This is a genomic window from Streptomyces sp. FIT100, from assembly GCF_024584805.1.
In the GTDB taxonomy this organism is placed as follows: domain Bacteria; phylum Actinomycetota; class Actinomycetes; order Streptomycetales; family Streptomycetaceae; genus Streptomyces.
In genome coordinates this window covers 3,587,840-3,604,379 of the sequence record NZ_CP075715.1, presented here as the reverse complement: position 1 = coordinate 3,604,379, position 16,540 = coordinate 3,587,840, and the positions used below count along the sequence as shown (strand labels likewise).

17 protein-coding genes and 1 pseudogene are annotated in these 16,540 nt (G+C 71.9%); 10 read left to right on the top strand and 8 right to left on the bottom strand.

The features are described 5' to 3' along the window. Nucleotides 1-166: 166 nt before the first annotated feature. A complete protein-coding gene (locus tag KK483_RS15975) occupies nucleotides 167-1,009 on the top strand; it encodes an alpha/beta fold hydrolase (RefSeq protein WP_262005907.1) in 843 nt (280 codons plus the stop codon). 16 nt (nucleotides 1,010-1,025) lie between these two features. On the opposite strand, the pseudogene KK483_RS15970 reads toward KK483_RS15975, so the two are convergent. Further along, nucleotides 1,026-1,654 (bottom strand): annotated as a pseudogene (locus KK483_RS15970) (class I SAM-dependent methyltransferase); the annotation flags it as partial. Between the two features lie 144 nt (nucleotides 1,655-1,798). Here KK483_RS15970 and KK483_RS15965 point away from each other — a divergent pair. The 4 genes from KK483_RS15965 (at nucleotide 1,799) to KK483_RS15950 (ending at nucleotide 4,037) form a co-directional block, all read left to right on the top strand. After that, nucleotides 1,799-2,167, top strand: a complete 369-nt coding sequence (locus KK483_RS15965) for a VOC family protein (RefSeq protein ID WP_262005906.1) — start codon at nucleotides 1,799-1,801, stop codon at nucleotides 2,165-2,167. A 175-nt stretch (nucleotides 2,168-2,342) separates the two neighbouring features. Further along, nucleotides 2,343-2,807, top strand: coding sequence for a helix-turn-helix domain-containing protein (locus tag KK483_RS15960; protein ID WP_262005905.1), 465 nt, complete (start codon nucleotides 2,343-2,345; stop codon nucleotides 2,805-2,807). A gap of 38 nt (nucleotides 2,808-2,845) precedes the next feature. Beyond that, entirely contained in the window at nucleotides 2,846-3,478 is a 633-nt protein-coding gene (locus KK483_RS15955) for a hypothetical protein (protein ID WP_262005904.1), read from the top strand. Nucleotides 3,479-3,698: 220 nt separating this feature from the next. Then, nucleotides 3,699-4,037 (top strand): DUF2516 family protein, encoded by a 339-nt coding sequence (locus KK483_RS15950; RefSeq protein ID WP_262005903.1) that lies wholly within the window; start codon nucleotides 3,699-3,701, stop codon nucleotides 4,035-4,037. Between the two features lie 49 nt (nucleotides 4,038-4,086). On the opposite strand, the gene KK483_RS15945 is transcribed toward KK483_RS15950, so the two are convergent. The 3 genes from KK483_RS15945 to KK483_RS15935 form a co-directional block, all read right to left on the bottom strand. After that, nucleotides 4,087-5,430: a PP2C family protein-serine/threonine phosphatase gene (locus tag KK483_RS15945; RefSeq protein WP_262005902.1), complete on the bottom strand. Its 1,344-nt coding sequence runs from the start codon at nucleotides 5,428-5,430 to the stop codon at nucleotides 4,087-4,089. A 439-nt stretch (nucleotides 5,431-5,869) separates the two neighbouring features. Continuing rightward, a complete protein-coding gene (locus tag KK483_RS15940) occupies nucleotides 5,870-6,949 on the bottom strand; it encodes a C40 family peptidase (RefSeq protein ID WP_262005901.1) in 1,080 nt (359 codons plus the stop codon). 187 nt (nucleotides 6,950-7,136) lie between these two features. Next, nucleotides 7,137-7,988 (bottom strand): class I SAM-dependent methyltransferase, encoded by an 852-nt coding sequence (locus KK483_RS15935; RefSeq protein ID WP_262005900.1) that lies wholly within the window; start codon nucleotides 7,986-7,988, stop codon nucleotides 7,137-7,139. A 199-nt stretch (nucleotides 7,989-8,187) separates the two neighbouring features. Here KK483_RS15935 and mshA point away from each other — a divergent pair, with 199 nt between their 5' ends. From mshA to KK483_RS15920, 3 genes are all read left to right on the top strand, one after another. After that, the gene (mshA, locus tag KK483_RS15930; protein WP_262005899.1) at nucleotides 8,188-9,531 is read left to right on the top strand and encodes a D-inositol-3-phosphate glycosyltransferase; all 1,344 of its coding nucleotides are present in this window, start codon (nucleotides 8,188-8,190) and stop codon (nucleotides 9,529-9,531) included. Further along, nucleotides 9,524-10,039, top strand: a complete 516-nt coding sequence (locus tag KK483_RS15925; RefSeq protein ID WP_262005898.1) for a YbjN domain-containing protein — start codon at nucleotides 9,524-9,526, stop codon at nucleotides 10,037-10,039. The genes mshA and KK483_RS15925 overlap by 8 nt, the downstream gene beginning before the upstream one ends. 112 nt (nucleotides 10,040-10,151) lie before the next feature. Next, nucleotides 10,152-11,819: a glycosyl hydrolase family 28-related protein gene (locus tag KK483_RS15920; RefSeq protein WP_262005897.1), complete on the top strand. Its 1,668-nt coding sequence runs from the start codon at nucleotides 10,152-10,154 to the stop codon at nucleotides 11,817-11,819. 128 nt (nucleotides 11,820-11,947) lie between these two features. Here the strand turns inward: KK483_RS15920 and KK483_RS15915 are convergent, their stop codons facing one another. Beyond that, entirely contained in the window at nucleotides 11,948-13,300 is a 1,353-nt protein-coding gene (locus KK483_RS15915; protein ID WP_262005896.1) for an MFS transporter, read from the bottom strand. Between the two features lie 132 nt (nucleotides 13,301-13,432). Between KK483_RS15915 and KK483_RS15910 the strand changes: the two genes are divergently transcribed. Further along, on the top strand, nucleotides 13,433-14,194 hold the full coding sequence (locus KK483_RS15910; protein WP_262005895.1) for a phosphoglyceromutase: 762 nt from the start codon (nucleotides 13,433-13,435) through the stop codon (nucleotides 14,192-14,194). Nucleotides 14,195-14,264: 70 nt separating this feature from the next. Here the strand turns inward: KK483_RS15910 and KK483_RS15905 are convergent, their stop codons facing one another. Next, a complete protein-coding gene (locus KK483_RS15905; protein ID WP_262005894.1) occupies nucleotides 14,265-14,705 on the bottom strand; it encodes a nitroreductase family deazaflavin-dependent oxidoreductase in 441 nt (146 codons plus the stop codon). A gap of 162 nt (nucleotides 14,706-14,867) precedes the next feature. Between KK483_RS15905 and KK483_RS15900 the strand changes: the two genes are divergently transcribed. Next, nucleotides 14,868-15,347 carry a GNAT family N-acetyltransferase gene (locus KK483_RS15900; RefSeq protein WP_262005893.1) on the top strand — a complete coding sequence of 160 codons (480 nt, stop codon included), beginning with the start codon at nucleotides 14,868-14,870 and terminating at the stop codon, nucleotides 15,345-15,347. 142 nt (nucleotides 15,348-15,489) lie between these two features. On the opposite strand, the gene KK483_RS15895 is transcribed toward KK483_RS15900, so the two are convergent. Together KK483_RS15895 and phoU are read right to left on the bottom strand one after the other, a co-directional pair. Beyond that, nucleotides 15,490-15,642 (bottom strand): hypothetical protein, encoded by a 153-nt coding sequence (locus tag KK483_RS15895; RefSeq protein ID WP_262005892.1) that lies wholly within the window; start codon nucleotides 15,640-15,642, stop codon nucleotides 15,490-15,492. A 109-nt stretch (nucleotides 15,643-15,751) separates the two neighbouring features. Then, nucleotides 15,752-16,429 (bottom strand): phosphate signaling complex protein PhoU, encoded by a 678-nt coding sequence (phoU, locus tag KK483_RS15890; RefSeq protein ID WP_262005891.1) that lies wholly within the window; start codon nucleotides 16,427-16,429, stop codon nucleotides 15,752-15,754. Nucleotides 16,430-16,540: the final 111 nt, after the last annotated feature.

Sequence of the window (16,540 nt, the reverse complement as noted above, 5' to 3'; positions counted from 1 at the left end):
CGCTAAGGACTGGAGCGCACTCGAAGTCAAACGGCGGCGGCGCGTCTGTGGCGGCGAGGGTCTCGCACGGCGTAAAAGTCCCGCGCCGCGGCAGAAGTACCGCAGCGACGTGGTGCGCCGGGGAACCCGGTTGCTTCGCCCTCCCGCCGCTGACATGGTCTTCGCCATGCCTGCCTTCACCGCGTACGACGGGACCGAGCTGGCCTACCGCGTCGTCGGGGACGGTCCTCCGGTGGTCTGCCTGCCCGGCGGGCCGATGCAGGACTCCGTGTACCTCGGGGAGCTCGGCGGCCTCTCCGGGCACCGGCAGCTGATCGTGCCGGATCTCCGGGGCACCGGCCGCTCGGCGACACCGGAGGACGTCGCGTCCTACCGCTGCGACCGGCTCGTCGACGACGTGGAGGCCCTGCGCGAGCACCTGGGCCGCGACCGGACGGACCTGCTGGGGCACTCCGCCGGTGCGAACCTGGCCGTGCTGTACGCGGAGCGCCATCCGGAACGCGTCGGCAAGCTCGCGCTGATCACACCGAGCGTCGCGGCGGTCGGCATCACGGTCACGGGTGACCTCCGGCACGAGACGGCGCTGCTCCGCCGGGACGAGCCGTGGTTCCCGGCGGCGTACGCGGCGCTGGAGACGATCCTCGCCGGCAGGGGGACCGCCGACGACTTCCAGGCCATTGCCCCGTTCTGGTACGGCCGCTGGGACGACACGGCCCGGACCTTCCGGGCCGCCGAGGACGGCCAGAGGAACAAGGAGGCCGCGGCCGTCTTCGGCGCCGACGGCGCCTTCGACCCGCCCGCCACCCGCGCCGCACTCGCCCGCTTCACGTCGCCGGTGCTCCTGCTCGCCGGTGAGGTCGACCTGAACTCGCCGCCCGGTGCGATGGCCGAGTTCGCCGGCCTGTTCCCCCACGCGGACCTGGTCGTCCAGCCCGGCGCCGGGCACTTCCCGTGGCTCGACGACGCCGACCGGTTCGTGGCGGCGACTGCGGCGTTCCTGGCCGAGTGAGGCGTACGGGGTGCGATCACGCGTGGTCGTTCCCCCAGACGAAGACCTCGGTGCTGGGCAGGCGTTCGGAGAACCGGCCCGCAGGGGAGAACTCCGCCAAGAGTCGACGGAGGTCGGCCTCGAAGTCGCCGCGGCGCGTGCCGAACAGGTGCGGCGCCGAGAACGACATCGAGAAGACCGACGCGACGACATCGTCGACCGTGCGTTCCAGCACCTGCCCGCCGGGAACGACAAGGCGCCGGGGACCGGAGAACCCCGCCCGGATCAGCACCGCCGCCTCGCCGCCGGGCGTTCCGTGCGGCAGTACTCCTCGCCCGGCCCGTCGTACCGGCCCAGGTAGTGCTTGACCAGCTCTTCCAGAGCCGCATACGGCACTGCCGGGTGCGGAGGACCGTCGACGGCCCGGGTCTCTGCCCCCGTCCCCGCCTCCGCCTCTGCCTCCGCCTCCGCCTCCGCCTCCGCCTCCGCCTCCGTCTTCAGGTCCGAGATGTGCACCAGCGCTCCGCCCGGCCGGAGCATCTCCCGGACGGTCGCAGCCACCAGGTCGCGATCCATCCAGTGGAAGGACTGGCCGAAGACCGCGACGGTGAACGTGCCCAGACCTGCGGGCAGTTCCTCGGCGCGGGCCCGCACCCACCGCACACGGCACCGATCGGCCGGGATCTCACGCACTCCGCTCGACCTGCGTTCGATTCCCGGCGCACCGATCGTGACCGGCTGCTGAGCCCTTCAGTCCCAGCAGCCTCTAGGGTGTGCGTCCCGAAAGTGCGCCGATCGGCCCGGAGAGCCATGCCCCCGCAGATGACGTTGAGCGCGATAACGCTGGACTGCCCGGATCCGCCGGCGCTGGCGGCGTTCTACCAGCAGGCCACCGGCCTCGAACCCCACCCGGAGTCGAACGCCGACTTCGCCGGCCTCACCCGTGAGGACGGACTCGTCATCGGCTTTCAACGGGTCGACGACCACCGGCCTCCGAGCTGGCCCGACCCGACCGTTCCCCAGCAGCTTCACCTCTGCTTCGACGTCATGGACCTGGACGAGGCCGAGGCCCGGCTGCTGGAGTTGGGCGCGGGCAAGCCGGATCACCAGCCGCATGAGGAGAGGTGGCGGGTCCTCACCGACCCGGCGGGACATCCCTTCTGCATCGTCAGGGGCTGATCGGGGGCAAGCCGTTCGACGAGGACCGGAGCCGCGTCGACATCCAGCCGCGCCGACCGCCCTCCGATGAACACCAGTTCGGTGGTCGACGGTGATGTGGCCCGTCGCAGTGACAGGGCGCACTTTTGCAAGCGGGTGCTTGCAAAAGTTAGCGCCAATGTCGCAGTATCGATCCATGGCATCACTCAACGTCGGCAACCTCGGCGAGTACCTCCGCGAGCAGCGGCGCTCCGCGCAGCTCTCCCTGCGGCAGCTCGCCGACGCCGCCGGGGTGTCGAATCCGTACCTCAGCCAGATCGAGCGCGGGCTGCGCAAGCCCAGCGCCGAGGTGTTGCAGCAGGTCGCGAAGGCGCTGCGGATCTCGGCCGAGACGCTGTACGTGCGGGCCGGGATTCTGGACGAGCGGGAGCGGGACGAGCTGGAGACGCGGGCCGTCGTCCTTGCCGACCCGTCGATCAACGAGCGGCAGAAGCAGGTTCTTCTGCAGATCTACGACTCGTTCCGCAAGGAGAACGGCTTCGACGCCGATACGGATAAGGACGCCACCGATGACGGCCCCCGCACGGCTGGGGGCACCTCCCAGGACGGAGTCTCCGGGGGAGGCAGTGGTGCAGAACAACCCGCAGGACCCCGTACGTGAACCACCCACCGACTCTGCGATCCGGGAGGACCACAGTCATGGCCATCGCTGATGACCTGCGCAAGACGTTCACCGACCCGACCCCCCTCTACTTCGCGGCCGGTACGGCCGACCTCGCCGTGCAGCAGGCCAAGAAGGTGCCCGCGCTGATCGAGCAGTTGCGGGCCGAGGCGCCCGCGCGGCTGGAGAAGGTGCGGGAGACCGACCCGAAGGCCGTGCAGGCGAAGGTCACCGAGCAGGCCAAGGAGGCCCAGGCCACCGTGCAGGCCAAGGTGACCGAGGTGCTCGGGAACCTCGACACCGATCTGAAGAAGCTGGGCGAGAGCGCTCAGGACCTCGCGTTGCGGGGCGTGGGCGTGGCCGCCGAGTACGCCGTGCGGGCCCGTGAGACGTACGAGAAGGTCGCCGAGCACGGCGAGCAGACCGTCAAGACGTGGCGCGGCGAGGCCGCCGAGGAGATCACCGAGATCGCGATCGCCGTCGAGCCCGACGCCGACGAGCCGAAGAAGGACCAGGGCAAGGCGAACGGCACCGCCGTGAAGGCCGAGGCCAAGGCGCCCCAGGCCAAGGCCGCTCCGGCGGGCCAGGCGAAGGCCGCCACCCCGGCTCCGCGCAAGGCGCCGGTCCGCAAGCCTGCCGCGAAGAAGTCCAGCCCTTCCGCCGGGAAGTAACGGGAAGTAGCAGGGAGTAGCGGACAGTAAGCGAAGCAGGCGCGGAGCAGGCCGGGCAAGCGGACAGCGAGCACGGCGGACCTCGGACGAACGGGCCGGGCACCTCACAGGTGTCCGGCCCGTTGTCGGGGTACGTAGGAGTACGTTGGCCGCGAGGCCGTAAGCAGGCGTCGTGCAGACACGTCGTACACCACCCACTAGGCACTAGGCGGTGCTCAGCATGTTGCTCGAAGGATTCGGGACGTTCCTCTCGCTGCTCTATCTGGCGATGCTCGTTCTCGCGGTGGTCGCGCTGGGCATCGCCGTGTTCGCGCGCGAGGACGCCTACCGGGCCGCGGACAAGCAGACCAAGATGTTCTGGCTGATCCTGCTGGGCGTCGCGGTCGCGGTGAATCTCTTCGTGCCGTTCCTGTTCCTGCAGCTCGCCGGGCTGGTCGCGACGATCGTCTTCCTGGTCGACGTGCGGCCCGCGCTCCGGCAGGTCTCCGGCGGCGGGCGCGGCCGGAGCGGCGGGTCGAGCAGCGACGGGCCCTACGGTCCGTACAACGGCGGGCGGTAGCCGCCGAGGCGCCCGCCCGGGGAGGAGCGGCGGGAGTCGGGGGAGGAGCTCAGCCCCGCGTCCGGTCCAGCAGCAGCACCGCCACGTCGTCCGTCAGGTCGCCGCCGTTCAGCTCCCGCACCTCCGCCACCGCGGCCTCCAGCAGCGCCTCGCCGCGGAGTCCGGCCGCGAGCCGGCGGTTGATCATGTCGACCATGCCGTCCTGGCCCAGGCGCTCCCCGCCCGGCGAGACACGGCCCTCTATGAGCCCGTCCGTGTACATCATGAGGCTCCACGCACCGCCCAGCTCGACCTGGCGGCGCGGCCAGCGCGCCTTCGGCAGCAGGCCCAGCGCCGGACCGCCGTTCTCGTACGGCAGCAGCTGCGCGGGGCGGCCCTGGCGGGCGATCAGCGGGGACGGGTGGCCGGCCAGGCACAGACCGGCGCGGCGTCCGTCAGGGGCGATGTCGACCGTGCAGAGCGTCGCGAAGATCTCCTCGCTCTCCCGCTCGTGCTCCAGCACCTGCTGGAGCGTGGAGAGCAGCTCGTCGCCGCACAGGCCCGCGAAGGTCAGCGCCCGCCAGGCGATCCGCAGCTCCACGCCGAGCGCGGCCTCGTCGGGGCCGTGGCCGCAGACGTCGCCGATCATCGCGTGGACCGTGCCGTCCGGGGTGCGGACGGTGTCGTAGAAGTCGCCGCCGAGCAGGGCACGGGAGCGCCCGGGCCGGTAGCGGGCCGCGAAGCGCAGGTCCGAGCCCTGGAGCAGCGGGGTGGGCAGCAGGCCGCGCTCCAGCCGGGCGTTCTCCTGCGCCCGCACCCGGGACTCGGCCAGCTTCACCTGGGCGCTGTCGGCGCGCTTGCGCGCGACCGCGTACCGGATGGCGCGGCTCAGCAGCCTGCCGTCCAGCTCGTCCCGGAGAAGGAAGTCCTGGGCGCCGACGCGTACCGCCTCGGCCGCGCGCTCGATGTCCGCCTCCGCGGTCAGCGCCAGCACGGCGTGGTGCGGCGCGAGGCGCAGCAGATGCCGCAGGACGGCGAGCTCGTCGGCCTCCTCGCCGTCGCGCACCCGGCCGGGCGCCGGCAGCGCCAGGTCGACGAGGATGCAGTGGACGTCGTCCGTGAGCAGCCGCTCGGCCTCGGTGAGGTTGCGGGCGGTGCGGATACGGACGCGGGTGCCGGCCGCGCCGAGCAGTTCGGGGACGGTGAAGGTGCCCGCGGGGTCGTCCTCGATGACGAGGAGGGTGAGGTCACCGCCGCCCGCGGTCCCGGTGACGGCGTCCGTGGCGGTGTCCGTCACGGCGTCGACGGGGGTGCCCGCGGCGGGTGCCGGGGCTGCGGGCGGTGCGGTGGCCGGGCGGGCGGCCGGTACGGATACGGGTGAACCGGTCCGCTGGCGCGGAACGGGTACGGGCATCGGTCTGGTTTCCTTCCCTCCCCCCGAGGGCGCGGCAGGTCGACGAACGACGTCCCGCCAGACGGGGACCATAGCGGTAGGGGACGGTGCAGCGGAATGGTCTTCCGCGAAGATCGGTTGGCATATGCCGCGCATCGGGAGGTAGTTGCCCGGGCGGTGATGACGAACGTCACCCGCCACGGGTGACGGGTGTCACGCTGACGCCGCGTGACCCGGCTCACTGTGGCGGCAGTTACGTGGTCCCGCTCACGTCATCGGTGGCAACGACGGTAACAGACGTACATGGGTGCGTTTGTCGCGGCAAGGAGCGCAAACCGCGCATACCGCCCTGTGCGACGGCTACTTGTCCGCATGGGGGACGGGCTGCCGCTCGCGCGGGGGACGGGCTGCCCGTCCGCGCGGGGGGCGCGCCGCTGCCCGTCCAGCCGCGGGGGACGGGCTACTTGTCGGGGCGGACGACCCCGAGGATCGCCATCGACCCGGCGCCCGCCAGCGTCACATGCCGGCCCGGCCGCGGCGCGTGCACGATCGCCCCGTCGCCCACGTACATCCCGACGTGGCTCGCGTCGGCGTGGTAGATGATCAGGTCGCCCGGCCGCATGTCCTTGACGTCCACGCGCGGCAGCAGCCGCCACTGCTCCTGCGAGGTCCGCGGGATGCCGCGTCCGGCCGCCGCCCACGCCTGGGACGTCAGCCCCGAGCAGTCGTACGAGCCGGGGCCCTCCGCGCCCCACACGTAGGGCTTGCCGATCTGCGCGGTGGCGAAGGCGATGGCCTTCCTGCCCTGCGCGCTCGCGCTGCCCTTCGCGTTCTTCAGGACGCCGGAGCTCAGCCAGGCGGTCTGGGCCCGGTACGCGGCCTGCCGCTCCAGTTCGAGCAGCCGCTCGCGCTCCTCCTTCGCCAGCCTGGCCTCGATCTTCTTGGCCTCCGCGATCCGTTCGTTGATCTGCTTCCTGGCCTTCTCCTGCTTGACCCGGTCGGCCTCCAGCCGGGTCCACTGGGCACCGGCCTCCTTGGTGTACGCCGCCAAGGAGGCCTGGGTCTCCTCGACTTCGGCGATCAGGTCCTTCGTCGCCTTCTGGCCCTGCTGGAAGCGGCCGATGCCGTCGAGGAAGAGCTGGGGGTCGTCGGTGAGCATCAGCTGGGCCTCGGGCGGCAGCCCGCCGCCGCGGTACTGCGCGCGGGCCGCGGCGCCGGCGCGCTGCTTGAGGTCGGCGATCCTGTCCTGGCCCTTCACGATCTCCTGGGCCAGCTTGACGATCTCGGTCGACTGCTTCCTGGTCCGCTCCTCGGCGAGGTTGTACGCGTCGGTCGCGGAGGCAGCCGCGGCGTAGAGGCCGTCGATCTCCAGGCGGACGTCCTCAAGGCTCTTCTTTCCGGCGCCCTGTCCGGCGGCGGGCGGGGCCGTGGCCGGGGGCTCGGGCGGTGACGGCGCGGCGAAGGCGTGTCCCGGTGCCGCCAGCAGCGTGACGGCGCAGACCACGGCGATCGCGGCGGCGGCGCGGTGGCGTCGGTTCACGAGCTCCCCCTCATGCAAAGGCAAAATGTGATTTACCGTCAGTAACTTACGCGCGGACGTCGTGATGGTGCCACGCACACGCGCAAAACGACAGAGGCACGCGCGTGACCCCCCACATCCGTAACCATCCGTCAGAGACGAACAAAACCCGCCGAGCGTTCCCCGCGCAGCCCCCGTCGCCGCACGTTCAGCGGGAGTTGGGCGCCAGGGCTGACCAGTTCACGGTGATTTCGCCCTGCCGCCACCGCCGTAGCCCATCCGTACCCGTCCCGGTCAGCGGCCAGTCGGCCGACAGTTCCCGCGCGGTCCTGATCCAGCGCTGGCGCGCGCCCAGCGAGGCGTACGGCGCCGAGGCCGCCCATGCCCGGTCGAAGTCGCGCAGGAACGCGTGGACCGGCTCGCCCGGCACATTGCGGTGGATCAGCGCCTTGGGCAGCCGCTCCGCCAGGTCCGACGGCCGGGCCAGCGAGCCCAGCCGCGTGGCGAAGGTCACCGTCCGCGGCCCCTCGGGCCCGAGCGCCACCCACACATGGCGCCGTCCTATCTCGTCGCACGTCCCCTCGACCAGCAGTCCGCCCGGGGCGAGACGGGCGCACAGCCGCTCCCAGACCGCGGCGACCTGGTCCTCTTCGTACTGGCGCAGCACGTTCGCCGCCCGTATGAGCAGCGGCCGCTCCGGCTCCGGCAGCGGTATCTCGAAGCCGCCGTGGAGGAAGCGCAGCCCGGCGCGCTCGTACGGGCGCGCGGCGGCGACCCGGGCGGGTTCTATCTCTATGCCGACGACCTCGGTGCGGGGCTCGGCGCCGCGCAGCCGCTCCAGCAGCTCCACGGCGGTCCAGGGGGCGGCCCCGTACCCGAGGTCCACCGCGACCGGGGCGGCGGTCGAGCGGCGCAGCGCGGGGCCGTGCACGGCGGCGATCCAGCGGTCCATACGGCGCAGCCGGTTCGGATTGGTGGTCCCCCGGGTCACTGCCCCCACGGGGCGGCTCGACGCGCCCGCAGGGCGGGTCGTGAGCGTGGTGGTGGGGTGCGGCGGCATGGGAACGAGGGTACGGGCCCGGGAGGCCGGCCGGCCTTGGCAATGCTCCGGCCGGCCTTGGCAATGATTGGGCAAAGGGGAAATGAAAGGGTCGGTTCCGCTGTTGACGGGCTTGAAGGGCGGTGCGTGCCCTTGCTCTGACATGCCCGAGACGAGGGGCCCGAGTCCCGGACCCCAGCCCCCGGAGAGGACCGTCCACGTGAGCCAGTACGTGTCCCGGCTCGCCGGAACCCTTGCGGCCCCGCCCCGGCTGCGGTTTCCCGGTCAGCACCGCAAGCCCCGCCGTGTCGCCATGCTCAGCGTCCACACCTCCCCGCTCCACCAGCCGGGCACCGGCGACGCGGGCGGGATGAACGTCTACATCGTGGAGCTCGCCAAGCGGCTCGCCGCCGTCGGCGTCGAAGTGGAGGTCTTCACCCGCGCGACCACGGGCGGACTGCCCCCGGTGGTCGAGCTCACGCCCGGTGTGCTCGTACGCCACGTGGACGCGGGACCCTACGAGGGCCTGGCCAAGGAGGACCTCCCCGCCCAGCTGTGCGCCTTCACGCACGGCGTGATGCAGGCGTGGGCGGGCCACCGCCCCGGCCACTACGACCTCGTCCACTCCCACTACTGGCTCTCCGGCCACGTCGGCTGGCTGGCCGCCGAGCGCTGGGGCGTCCCGCTGGTCCATGCCATGCACACCATGGCCAAGGTCAAGAACGCCGCGCTCGCCGAGGGCGACACCCCCGAGCCGCCGGCCCGGGTGATCGGCGAGACCCAGATAGTCGAGGCCGCGGACCGGCTGATCGCCAACACGGCGGAGGAGGCGGCCGAGCTGGTCCGCCACTACGAAGCCGACCCGGCGAAGGTCGCCGTCGTCCACCCCGGCGTCAATCTGGAGCGCTTCCGCACGGCCGACGGCCGGGCCGCCGCCCGTGCCCGCCTCGGCCTCCCGCAGGACGCCGTGATCCCGCTCTTCGCCGGCCGCATCCAGCCGCTGAAGGCCCCCGACGTGCTGCTGCGCGCGGTGGCGCTGCTGCTCGACGAGGACCCCTCGCTCCGTTCCCGCCTGGTCGTGCCGGTGGTCGGCGGCCCGAGCGGCAGCGGTCTCGCCAAGCCGGAGGGCCTGCAGAAGCTCGCGGCGCGGCTCGGCATCACCGATGTCGTACGGTTTTGCCCGCCGGTCGCGCAGAACCGGCTCGCGGACTGGTTCCGCGCCGCGTCCGTGCTGGTCATGCCCTCGTACAGCGAGTCCTTCGGACTGTGTGCCATCGAGGCGCAGGCCACCGGCACACCGGTCGTCGCGGCCCGCGTCGGGGGCCTTCCGGTGGCGGTGCGCGACGGTGAGACCGGCTTCCTCGTGCCGGGGCACGATCCGGCGGACTACGCCCGCGCGCTGCGCCGCTTCGTCGACGACCAGCGGCTGACGGACCGGATGGGCGCGGCGGCCGCCCGCCACGCCCGCGGCTTCGGCTGGGCCACGGCGGCCTCGGCCACGGCGGACGTGTACACCGCGGCGATGCACGAGCACCGCCGTCGCGTACGCTCCCACCATGGCTGACGCGCGGCAGACCAACGAGGTCGTCGAGACGTACCTCAAGGACGCCGAGCTGGAGTGGGAGAGCCCCGCACCGGGTTCGTACGTCGTCACGCTGCCCGGCACCCGCAAGCTCGCGACGACCTGCTCCCTCCTCGTCGGCCGGCACTCGCTGTCCCTGAACGCCTTCGTCATCCGCCACCCGGACGAGAACGAGGCGGGTGTCCACCGCTGGCTGCTGGAGCGCAACCTCAAGCTGTACGGCGTGAGTTACGCGGTCGATCCGCTCGGCGACATCTACCTCGTGGGCAGGCTCCCGCTCGCGGTCGTCACCCCGGACGAACTGGACCGGCTGCTGGGCGCGGTCCTGGAGGCGGCGGACGGCGGCTTCAACTCCCTGCTTGAGCTGGGCTTCGCGAGCGCGATCCGCAAGGAGTACGCGTGGCGGGTGGCGCGGGGGGAGTCGACCCGTAACCTCGATGCGTTCACGCATCTGACCCAGCCTCATCCGACCCGACGCCCGTCGGACTGACCGGGATCACCTTCCCTTCCGCTCAACCCCTTCCGCGCCCGGCCGAGGCCGTGGCATGCTCACCGCCGACGCAAACCTGAACGTCGTTCACATGCGTGGAAGGTGGGGGCGTATGGAGGGGTTGACCAGGCGGGGCCTGCTCGGTGGCGCGATCGCCGTCGCGGCCGTCGCCGCGAGCGGCGGAGCCGGGGCAGCGGCGGCCTCGGCCGCGCCGCGGCCGGGGACCGCCGAGCTCTGGCGGGAGTTCGCCCGCAATCCGTACGACCACCCCCAGATCCCCTTCGTCGCACGGGCGGGACAGCGCGGCGGATCGGCGCACTTCCCCCGGCGGCGCGTCGTGGCCGACGTCCTCCGATACGGCGCCCTGAACGACGGCTCCACGGACGCCGCGCCCGCGATCAACCGTGCCGTCGCCGCTGCCGGTGAGCGCGGCGGCGGCACGGTCACCATCCCGCCCGGGACGTACCGCATCGACGACGTCATCCGGATCGGCCACAGCAACGTCGTCCTGCGCGGCGCCGGCAGCGGCCGGACGAAACTCGTGGCGACCAAGAACCTGACCGAGCTCATCGGCCCGTACGGCAGTCGCTACGGCGGCGACAAGTCGAGCTGGTCCTGGGCGGGCGGCCTCATTTGGCTCTGCCCGCAGGGCCGTTACGAGAGTCTCACCGCGGCCATCCGGGCCAGGGAGTGGCCGTTCGAGGGCTGGACGGGCAACAAGCGCGACGAATGGGACAGCCTCACCGCCGTTCGCCCCGCCCGGCGCGGCGACCGCGCCGTCACCGTCGACGACCCGTCGGCGCTGCGGCCGGGACAGCTCGTCCTGCTGCGCCTCGCCGACGACACGGCGCACACGCTGCTGGAGCACATGGCCGGCGGCGGACCGGGCCCCGAGGCGTACGTCTGGGACGACAAGGCCAAGCTGACCAGCTACGTCCCCTACGAATGGCCCGTACGGATCCGGGCCGTCAAGGGGAACACCGTCGCGCTCGAACGGCCGCTGCCCCTCGACGTACGCCCCGAATGGGACCCGCGCCTGACCACCCACGTCGCGCCGCTGACCGGCTCGGGCGTCGAAGGACTGACGCTCGAAGCCGTCGAGACCCCGCAGCAGCCGCACCTGCTGGACAAGGGCTACAACGGCGTCACCTTCCAGTGCGCGTACGACTGCTGGGCCGACGACATCACCGTCCGGCACGTCGACAACGGCTTCGGGCTCGTCGCCGCCTCCGCCTGCACGCTGCGCCGCACCCGGGTCGCCGGCCGCGGCTCGCACCACCCGTACTTCTGCCGCGAGGGCGCGCACGACAACCTCGTCGAGGACTTCGCCGTCGAGGAGCGCACCGTGCCCGCGCCGGCCGGCACCCAGCTGCACGGCATCAACGTCGAGGGACTGTCCAGCCACAACGTCTGGTCGCGCGGCGTCATGGGGATGGGGACCTTCGACACGCACCGCGGGATGCCCTTCGCGAACGTGCGCACCGACATCACCGTCAACAACAACGGGCGGCACGGCGGCGACGCGAGCTCCGGGCCGCTGTACGGCGCACGCTTCACCCACTGGAACGTCACGGTGACCAACGAGCGGGCCGGTCTCGTACGGATCGACGGCATCGCCCCGTACAGCGCGACCGTCGGCATCTCCACGGTTCGCGAGTTCGACCAGACCGATGTGCCGGACTTCGCGGGGGAGCTCAACTCACGGATCGAGGCGTACGGTTCGCCGGGCGCCGTGCACCCGCGGAACCTGTACGAGGCGCAGCGCGCGCTCGACCGCTGAAGCCCTGTCCGCCTCCGGCGTGCGGGACGGGCCACCCGAGGGGAAAATCTAGAAAGAGCGACACAAGGGGCGCCACAGGGGGCGCCCCTTGCGCTGTTCCGGGCCCGCGCTCCGACCGCCCCCTCGCCCTAGCCCTGGGCGGGTGCGGGTGCGGGTGCGGGTGCGGGTGCGGATGCGGAGGTGGCGGGAGCGGCCTCGGACGCGGCGGGGACGGCCGAGGTCTCCGCTTCCGGCGCCTGCGCCGGTACCTGCGCCGGGTCCGGGGCGGCTTCCGGGGCGGTTTCCGGGAGCCCGCGCATCAGCAGCCAGTACCCCAGCGCCGCCACCGTTCCGATCGCCGCGCACGAACCCCACAGCCACTCGGCGCCGTACCGGTCGATGACGTATCCCGCCATCAGCGGGGCGATCAGCGCGGCGGCCGACCACGACATGGTGTAGACGCCCTGGTAGCGGCCGCGGCCGTGGAGCGGCGAGAACCGGACGACGAGGCCCATCTGGGTGGGGGAGTTGACGATCTCGGCCAGCGTCCACACGCAGACGGTCAGCACGTACACCCCGATCGAGCCCGCGAAGGCCGTGAGCCCGAAGCCGTACCCCGCGAGCAGGGCGGAGATCACCAGCAGCCGCTGCGGGTCGCGGTGCTCGATGAAGCGGGTGACGGGGATCTGGAGGGCGACGATCAGCACGCCGTTGGCCGCGATGACGAAGCCGTAGTCGGACGGGGACCAGCCGCTCAGCCCCATCGCGACCGGCAGGCCCACCGAACCCTGCATGAAGATCAGCGAGATGAGGAAGGAGAGCCCGACGACGCCCATGAAGCGGCCGTCGCGCAGGACCGTACCGAGACCGATCCCGGGCTCGCTCTTCGCCGCCGCGGCGCTCCGCTCGGGGCGGGACTCGGGCAGCTTGACGAAGACCAGCACCGCGCAGACGAGGGTGAGCACGGCCTCGCCGACGAAACCGGCGAGATAGCTGTACTCGGCGATGAGGCCGGCGGCGGCGGAGGAGATCGCGAAACCGAGGTTGATGGCCCAGTAGTTGAGCGAGAAGGCCCGCAGACGGTCCTCGGGCCGGACGATATCCGCCATCATCGCCTGCACCGCCGGGCGTGAGGCGTTGCTCGTCATGCCGACGAGGCAGGCGACGGCCGCGATCGCGGCCGGATGCTCCATGAAGCCGAGGAGCGCGACGGACAGCGCGGTCGACGTCTGCGCGAGGAGCAGCGTGGGCCGCCGCCCCAGCCGGTCGGCCATCACCCCGGCGCCGAGCGACGAGACCACACCGCCGAGTCCGTGCAGGGCGGCGACGAGCCCCGCGTACGAGGCGGAGTAGCCGCGCTCCAGGGTGAGGTAGAGCGCCATGTAGGTGGCGACGAAGGCGCCGAGCCGGTTGACCAGGGTGCTGACCCACAGCCACCAGAACGCCCGGGGAAGGCCCGAGACGCTCTCCTTCGCGGCCCGTCTGAGCGAGGCAACGGACATGTGGGCATCCCCCCGAGGTGTAAGCGGCGCAGCGGCACTCCGGAAGTTACAAGCCGTGTGCTCCGCCGCGCCAGTCAATTGACGGCGGACGTCAATCGTCGGCCGTCCCGGGCGTCTATTAGGCTCGGGCCCATGGCCGACGCGACGTACAAGCTGATCCTCCTCCGCCACGGCGAGAGCGACTGGAACGCGAAGAACCTGTTCACCGGCTGGGTGGACGTCAACCTCACCGAGAAGGGCGAGAAGGAGGCGGTGCGCGGCGGTGAGCTGCTCAAGGACGCCGGCCTGCTCCCCGACGTACTCCACACCTCGCTCCAGAAGCGCGCCATCCGCACCGCCCAGCTCGCGCTGGAGGCCGCGGACCGCCACTGGATCCCGGTCCACCGCTCCTGGCGCCTGAACGAGCGCCACTACGGCGCGCTCCAGGGCAAGGACAAGGCGCAGACGCTCGCGGAGTTCGGCGAGGAGCAGTTCATGCTGTGGCGCCGCTCGTACGACACCCCGCCGCCGGCCCTCGCCGACGACAACGAGTTCTCGCAGGCCCACGACGCCCGCTACGCCACGATCCCACCGGAGCTTCGGCCGCGCACCGAGTGCCTGAAGGACGTCGTCGTCCGCATGCTCCCGTACTGGTACGACGGCATCGTCCCGGACCTCCTGGCCGGCCGCACGGTCCTGATCGCCGCCCACGGCAACAGCCTCCGCGCGCTGGTCAAGCACCTCGACGGCGTCTCCGACGCCGACATCGCGGGCCTGAACATCCCGACCGGCATCCCGCTGGTCTACGAGCTCGACGCCGACTTCAAGCCGGTCAAGCCCGGCGGCACCTACCTCGACCCGGAGGCCGCCGCGGCCGCGATCGAGGCGGTCAAGAACCAGGGCAAGAAGAAGTAGGTTTGGTGATCATGCCCCTGAGCTGCGCATACGGCGCGGCTCAGGGGCATTTTCATGCCGTGGGACCTCTTCAGGAGGGTTCCAGCACGAAGACGGGGATCTCGCGGTCGGTCTTCTCCTGGTACTCGGCGTACGGCGGATACGCGGCGACCGCGCGCTCCCACCAGTCGGCCTTCTCGTCACCGGTGACCTCACGGGCCGTCATGTCCTGGCGTACGGACCCGTCCTGGAGCTCCACGTGCGGGTCGGACTTGAGGTTGAAGTACCAGACCGGGTGATGCGGGAAGCCGCCCTTCGAGGCCACGGCCGCGTACCTCCCGTCGTGCTCCACGCGCATCAGCGGGACCTTGCGGAGCTTGCCGCTCCTTGCGCCGCGCGTCGTGAGAACGACGACGGGCAGCCCCGTGTCCCAGAGTGTCGTCCCCTGCGTGCCGCCCGAACTCTCGTACAGCTCGACCTGCTCGCGCACCCACTGCGCCGGACTCGGCTCGTACTCGCCCTCAAGAGGCATCGCGGTCACCCCATCGTCGCGTACGTCTGATGGTGCGCAGTTCACCACAAGCCTCGCGCGGAGGCGAGACCGCCTCGTCACGGCCGGCCGATCCGCCTGCCCGATCGCCCGCTCGCGGAAATCCCGTGGGCAGGCGGTCCGACCCGCTGTTACGTTGCCCGGATGACGCCCAGGCTGGAGAAGATCACCCCCGACAACGTGGACGCGGCCCTGGAGCTGCGGGTGCGGCCCGGGCAGGAGAAGAACGTCGCGTCCGTGGCGCGGTCGCTCGCGGAGGCGTACGCGCACGGGGACGTCGCCTGGCCGCGGCTGGTCTTCGACGGGGACGAGGACGGGGACGAGCCGGTGGGGTTCCTGATGGCCTTCATCGACATCCCGTGGGCCCCGGAGAAGGACCCCGCCGACCGGCGCAGCGGGCTGTGGCGGCTGAACATCCGGGCGGACGCCCAGGGGCGCGGGTACGGGCGGTTCGCGGTGGGGGCCGTGGCGGACGAGGTGCGGCGGCGCGGGGGGAAGCGGATGTACGTGAGCTGGGAGCCGGGGGAGGACGGGCCGGGCGCGTTCTACCTGAAGCTGGGGTTCCGCACGACCGGTGAGACGAGCGGCGGCCAGACCGTCGGCGTGCTCGACCTCACCGGCTGAGGAGGACGCGGAAGGGCCCCGTCCGGTGTCGGACGGGGCCCTTCCGCTGTCTTCGCGCTGCTAGGTCGTGTCTTCAAGTCCCGTCTGCCCGGTGACGCCTGCCCTCCGGGCGGACGACGCCACTGTGAAGACACTCCCTAGCTCAGCCGCCGCACTGGCACGGCGCGCCCGACTGGCAGCCACAGCCGCAGCCCGAGCCGCAGCCGCAGGCGCCGAGGAGCGGCAGGCGGCGGGGCGTGGGGGCCACTTCGACAGGTGCGTCCTGCTGTGCGTCGGTCGTGGGGGAATCGGCCATGGGGTCCTCCTCGAAGGCGTGCGTGTGTCGCCTCTCCCCATTGCATGCCCACTCGGCCCGGCGCATCAACGGCGCACGGATGTGCTCATGCCGCCGGTGAGCTCTTCGCTCACGCGCCCTCGACCGTCGTCTCCGGCTGGAGCTCGTCCGCGTGCTCGCCCGTGACCAGGTAGACGACGCGCTTGGCGACCGCGACCGCGTGGTCGGCGTACCGCTCGTAGTAGCGGCCCAGCAGCGTCACGTCGACCGCGGTCTCGATGCCGTGCTTCCAGCGCTCGTCGATGAGGTGCGTGAACAGCGTGCGGTGCAGCATGTCCATCTCGTCGTCGTCGTGCTCCAGCTGGAGCGCCAGGTCGACGTCCTTGGTGATGATGACCTCCGCCGCCTTCGCCATCAGGCGCTGCGCGAGCTGGCCCATCTCCAGGATCGTGGCGTGCAGGTCCCGCGGGACGGCCGTGTCGGGGAAGCGCAGCCGGGCCAGCTTGGCCACGTGCTGGGCCAGGTCGCCGGAGCGCTCCAGGTCCGCGCTCATCCGCAGCGAGGTCACCACGATCCGCAGGTCCGTCGCGACCGGCTGCTGGCGGGCGAGCAGGGCTATCGCCCGGGCCTCCAGGTCGTGCTGCAGTTCGTCGATCTTCTGGTCCGCGGCGATGACGCTCTCGGCGAGCTTCAGATCCGCGTCGAGAATGGCCGTCGTTGCGCGCCCGATCGCCGACCCGACCAGCCGGGCCATTTCGACGAGGCCCTCGCCGATCGAGTCCAGTTCCTCGTGGTACGCGTCCCGCATGGGATGTCCCTCTCTTGATACCTCTTGATACGAACGAGTGTCCGGTGGTGGGGATGAGACTCCCACGCTCCCACGTTCCGTGTGCAACGCGTCCGATCCCTCCCTCCCAAG

Coding starts and splice junctions, on each gene's coding strand:
- KK483_RS15975 (WP_262005907.1), top strand. CDS start 167: ATGCCTGCCTTCACCGCGTACGACGGGACCGAGCTGGCCTACCGCGTC.
- KK483_RS15965 (WP_262005906.1), top strand. CDS start 1,799: ATGCCCCCGCAGATGACGTTGAGCGCGATAACGCTGGACTGCCCGGAT.
- KK483_RS15960 (WP_262005905.1), top strand. CDS start 2,343: ATGGCATCACTCAACGTCGGCAACCTCGGCGAGTACCTCCGCGAGCAG.
- KK483_RS15955 (WP_262005904.1), top strand. CDS start 2,846: ATGGCCATCGCTGATGACCTGCGCAAGACGTTCACCGACCCGACCCCC.
- KK483_RS15950 (WP_262005903.1), top strand. CDS start 3,699: ATGTTGCTCGAAGGATTCGGGACGTTCCTCTCGCTGCTCTATCTGGCG.
- KK483_RS15945 (WP_262005902.1), bottom strand. CDS start 5,430: ATGCCCGTACCCGTTCCGCGCCAGCGGACCGGTTCACCCGTATCCGTA.
- KK483_RS15935 (WP_262005900.1), bottom strand. CDS start 7,988: ATGCCGCCGCACCCCACCACCACGCTCACGACCCGCCCTGCGGGCGCG.
- KK483_RS15925 (WP_262005898.1), top strand. CDS start 9,524: ATGGCTGACGCGCGGCAGACCAACGAGGTCGTCGAGACGTACCTCAAG.
- KK483_RS15920 (WP_262005897.1), top strand. CDS start 10,152: ATGGAGGGGTTGACCAGGCGGGGCCTGCTCGGTGGCGCGATCGCCGTC.
- KK483_RS15915 (WP_262005896.1), bottom strand. CDS start 13,300: ATGTCCGTTGCCTCGCTCAGACGGGCCGCGAAGGAGAGCGTCTCGGGC.
- KK483_RS15910 (WP_262005895.1), top strand. CDS start 13,433: ATGGCCGACGCGACGTACAAGCTGATCCTCCTCCGCCACGGCGAGAGC.
- KK483_RS15905 (WP_262005894.1), bottom strand. CDS start 14,705: ATGCCTCTTGAGGGCGAGTACGAGCCGAGTCCGGCGCAGTGGGTGCGC.
- KK483_RS15900 (WP_262005893.1), top strand. CDS start 14,868: ATGACGCCCAGGCTGGAGAAGATCACCCCCGACAACGTGGACGCGGCC.
- KK483_RS15895 (WP_262005892.1), bottom strand. CDS start 15,642: ATGGCCGATTCCCCCACGACCGACGCACAGCAGGACGCACCTGTCGAA.
- phoU (WP_262005891.1), bottom strand. CDS start 16,429: ATGCGGGACGCGTACCACGAGGAACTGGACTCGATCGGCGAGGGCCTC.